Source organism: Streptosporangium sp. NPDC006013 (genome assembly GCF_040614275.1).
Classification (GTDB): domain Bacteria; phylum Actinomycetota; class Actinomycetes; order Streptosporangiales; family Streptosporangiaceae; genus Streptosporangium.
This window is the reverse complement of the sequence record NZ_JBEXUE010000699.1, coordinates 1-3,944: the sequence shown is the minus strand read 5'-3', so window position 1 is coordinate 3,944 and position 3,944 is coordinate 1. Positions and strand designations below refer to the sequence as shown.

Annotated in this window: 4 protein-coding genes; 2 read left to right on the top strand and 2 right to left on the bottom strand. The window is 72.7% G+C overall.

The window, feature by feature from the left end:
* Window positions 1-1,099 (top strand): thiamine pyrophosphate-dependent enzyme (locus ABZ260_RS48110; protein ID WP_355631849.1); only part of this gene is annotated, 1,099 nt, incomplete at its 5' end.
* Between the two features lie 48 nt (window positions 1,100-1,147).
* Here the strand turns inward: ABZ260_RS48110 and ABZ260_RS48105 are convergent.
* Window positions 1,148-1,879, bottom strand: coding sequence for an ABC transporter permease (locus ABZ260_RS48105; protein ID WP_355631846.1), 732 nt, complete (start codon window positions 1,877-1,879; stop codon window positions 1,148-1,150).
* The gene (locus tag ABZ260_RS48100; protein WP_355631843.1) at window positions 1,876-2,562 is read right to left on the bottom strand and encodes an ATP-binding cassette domain-containing protein; all 687 of its coding nucleotides are present in this window, start codon (window positions 2,560-2,562) and stop codon (window positions 1,876-1,878) included. Before ABZ260_RS48100 ends, ABZ260_RS48105 begins: the two co-directional genes overlap by 4 nt.
* Before the next feature lie 156 nt (window positions 2,563-2,718).
* Here ABZ260_RS48100 and ABZ260_RS48095 point away from each other — a divergent pair, with 156 nt between their 5' ends.
* Window positions 2,719-3,819: a sensor histidine kinase gene (locus ABZ260_RS48095; protein WP_355631840.1), complete on the top strand. Its 1,101-nt coding sequence runs from the start codon at window positions 2,719-2,721 to the stop codon at window positions 3,817-3,819.
* Window positions 3,820-3,944: the final 125 nt, after the last annotated feature.

Sequence of the window (3,944 nt, the reverse complement as noted above, 5' to 3'; positions counted from 1 at the left end):
CTCCACCCGGGTCGGCTTACCCCCGGGGACGAGCACCTTCGGCGCCAGCGGACTCTCCAGGGCCTGCCAGGTCCTGCGCGCCACGGTGCTGGTCGTTGGCGGCGACGGCGCGACCAACGTGCGCCGATACGTGGCGGCGGCGGGCATGGCCGGGTGGCCCGTCCTGTCGGAGCCCAACGGCGGTGCCCGCTACGGCGACCACGCGATGTCCACCTACCACTTCCTCCTCGGCACCCCGGAGTTCGCCGACCGGCACCGGCCGGACGTGGTGGTCACCCTGGGCCGTCCCGGGCTGTCACGGCCGCTGCTCAACTGGCTGAGGCACGCGGACGAGCACATCGTGGTCGCCGCCGACATGACCCGCTGGCCCGACCCGACCCGCTCGGCCACCCAGGCCGCCCAGGTGGTGGAGATCCCGATCCCGGCGGGCGACGACACGTGGCTGCACTCCTGGCGCCGCGCTGAGACGGCGGCCAGGACCGCGATCGACGACGTGCTGGACGGGACCGGGCTCAGCGAGCCACGCCTGGCCCGCGACCTGGTGGACGCGCTGCCCAACGGGTCCCTGCTGTTCTCCGGCTCCTCCATGCCGATCCGCGACCTCGACCAGGCGATGCGCTCCCGGCGGGGACTGCGGATCCTGGCCAACCGGGGAGCGGCGGGAATCGACGGCGTGGTGTCGGCCGCGATGGGCGCGGCCCTCGCCCACAACGGTCCCTCCTACGCCCTGATGGGCGATCTGACCTTCCTGCACGACCAGAACGGGCTGGTCCTCAGCCCTCGCGAGCCCCGTCCCGACCTCTGTCTGGTCGTGGTGAACAACGACGGCGGCGGGATCTTCTCGCTGCTTCCCCAGGCCGCGCTCCGCGACCCCTTCGAACGGATCTTCGGCACCGCGCATGGGGTGGACCTGGGCTACGTGGCAGCCGCCACCGGCACGCCGTACACCTTCGTGAACGAGCCGGGCCAGTTGGTGAAGGCGCTGCGCGGTGAGGGGCTGCGCATCGTCGAGGTGCGGACGGAGCGGGAGTCCAACGCGACGCTGCACGGCATGATGCGTGACGCGGCCCACGCCGCCGTCCGCGATGTCATGTCTTGACCCCCGCCCCCGCGCCAGTGCCCGCGCCCGTGTCGGTGTGCGGCGAGGTCAGGTGATGTCGCGGCGGAGCGTCAGCGCGCGGGCGGCGAGCACGATCACCACGACATAGCCGGCGAACAGCAGCCCGCCCCCCCAGGCGGGCAGCAGCTCACCGCCCTGCATGTTCATGCCGCCCAGGGCGCGGGCCGCCCCGGTCGGCAGCCATCGGCCCAGGCCGGGCAGGAGCATGGTGAGCAGGTAGTCGGCGTACATGAACCAGACCAGCGCCACCGCCACCGCCGCGACCTGGTTGCGGACCAGAGCTCCGAGGCCCACTCCGAGCAGGCCGTACAGGACGACGCTGAGCACCGAGCCGAGCAGTACCACCGGCACCCGGGGGGTCCACACGGGATGACCGGCCAGGCTGAGCATGACCAGGCCCGCCGCCAGCGTGACCAGCGCCGACACGGCGCCGAGGAGCAGCCCGACGATCCCGTACGCGGCCAGCTTCGCCCCCACCACCCGCTCCCGCCGAGGGGTGACCAGGAACTGCCAGGTGATCGTCTGGTGGCGGTTCTCCCCGGCCATGCCCAGGACACCGAGGATCAGGGCGAAGACATAGGACTGCTGGGCCATGTTGTAGACGTTCTCGATCTGCGGCGCCGTCGCGCCGCCCGACCCCGCCAGCGCGACCATCAGCCCCGCCCAGAGCACGCACAGCGGGGGCGCCAGGGCGACGAGGATCCAGGTGACGCGGCTCGCGCGGGCCTTGAACAGCTCGGCGCGGATCAGGCGGCTCATCCGGTCACCTTCACGTACAGCTCCTCCAGGTCGGTCTGCGGGGTCAGCGGGCCCTGCCAGGCGAGGCGGCCCGCGGTAAGGATGATCACGTGGTCGGCGATCTGCCGGATCTCGGCGAGCACGTGTGTGGAGACCAGGACCGTGCGGCCCTGGTGGGTGTAGGCCCGCAGGAAGCCCCGCAGCCAGCGCATGCCCGCCGGGTCCAGGCCATTGGCGGGCTCGTCGAGGATGAGGATCTCCGGGTCTCCCAGCAGGGCGGAGGCCAGGGCGAGCCGCTGGCGCATGCCCAGGGAGAAGCCCCGCACCTTGCGGTCGGCCGCGGTGGTGAGGTCGACCTGCTCCAGCGCGTGCGCCACGCACGCGGGATCCAGTCCCGCGGCGAGGCGGAGCGCCTCCAGGTGCGCGCGGGCGCTCAGCCCGGGGTGGAAGGCCGTCGACTCCAGTACCGCGCCGACCGTGGCGACGGGCCGGTCCAGGTCACGGTAGGCCGTGCCGCCGATCGTGGCGGTGCCGCCGGTGGGCGCGACCAGGCCGAGGATCATGCGCAGGGTGGTGGTCTTGCCCGCCCCGTTGGGGCCGAGAAAGGCCGTGAGCGTTCCTCGCTCCACGGTGAAGGACAGATCGTCCACGGCGCGCACCTCGCCGAACGACTTCCCGAGATGAGTGACGCTGATTGCTGACATGGCCTCGACGATGACCTGCCGGCAGGTGTTGGCGCATGGTTCCGGAGGTGGAGCCGGCAACCTCCACCCGGGAGGGGACCGTCGTGCGGTCGGGTGGAGGCATCTCCACCCTGAGGTCCATGGTCCCTTTCCGGCGGGCACCGGTAGCTTGTCGTCGTGGCCATCCTCCGCAGCCCGCCCGTGCGCAGGCTTCTCGCCGCCCTGCTGGTGGGATACCTGCTCTTCGGCCCGGTGTCCGCCGCCGTCGAGGTGGGACCGCCCGGGCTGTTCGCGGTGATCCCGATCGGCGCCCTCACCGTGGGCTGTTGCCTGTGGGCGCTGTGCGGTGAAGACCTCCGGCGCAACGTCTCGCTGCTCGCCCTCACCATGGCCGGGGGGCTCGCCCTGCACGCGATCAGCCTCTACAGCGGGATGGGATTCCTGTACGTCGTCGTCTTCGTCGCACCGTTCAAGACTCGTTTCTGGCCGGGGGCGACGCTGGTCACGGCCGACCTCGTCGGCGTGACGGCGCTCTCCTTCGCCCTGGGCATCCCTTCCGGGGCCGTCTGGGGCAACACCGCCGGGCTCGCCTACTCCGCGGTCTTCGTCTTCCTGCTGCGGCATGTGAAGACGACCAGGGAGCACGGAGCGGCACTCGCCGAGGCGCGGGCGGGCGAGGCCGTGCTCGCTGAGCGGGCGCGGCTGGCCAGGGAGGTCCACGACATCCTGGCTCACTCGCAGTCGGCGCAGATCGTCCATCTGGAGGGGGCGCGGCTGCTGCTGGAGCGGGGCGATGATCCGGCGGCGGCGCTCGACCGGGTCGAGCGGGCGGTGCGGCTGGCGCGGACCGGGCTGGAGGAGACCCGCCGGGCGCTCGACGCGCTGCGCGGCGAGGAGTTGCCGCTGGCCGAGCGGCTGGAGCGGCTGGCTGTGGAGTTCCGGTCGGTGACCGGGGCGTCCTGCACGGTCTCGGTCACCGGGAACCTCGACTCGCTGGAGGCCGGAGCAAGGCTGGCGGTGGCCAGGACCGCTCAGGAGGCGTTGACGAACGTGCGCAAGCACGCGCCGGGCGCCGCGGTCTCGGTGGCGCTGCGCCGCGTCGAGGGCTGGTGTGAGCTGGAGGTGTGCGACACCGGTGGCCGGCCGGGCCGGCTGGCGCCGTTGGGAGGAGGATACGGGCTGGTGGGGATGCGCGAGCGGGCCGAGCTGATCGGCGGGTCGCTGGCCGCGAGGCCGGGTACGGAGGGCTTCAGGGTCCTCCTGCGGGTCCCGGCGTGAGTCGCCCACGGCGCGGCGCACCCGACGCGGCCCGGCTGTCGGACAACGAATCCGGCGGGGTGATCAACACCGAGATGGCCCAGATCATCCCCGACAGCGGGGAGGCCGGGACGGCCGAGGGTGAC

Bases quoted from the DNA above. Each gene is read 5' to 3' on its own strand.
- ABZ260_RS48105 (WP_355631846.1), bottom strand. From the start codon at position 1,879: ATGAGCCGCCTGATCCGCGCCGAGCTGTTCAAGGCCCGCGCGAGCCGC.
- ABZ260_RS48100 (WP_355631843.1), bottom strand. From the start codon at position 2,562: ATGTCAGCAATCAGCGTCACTCATCTCGGGAAGTCGTTCGGCGAGGTG.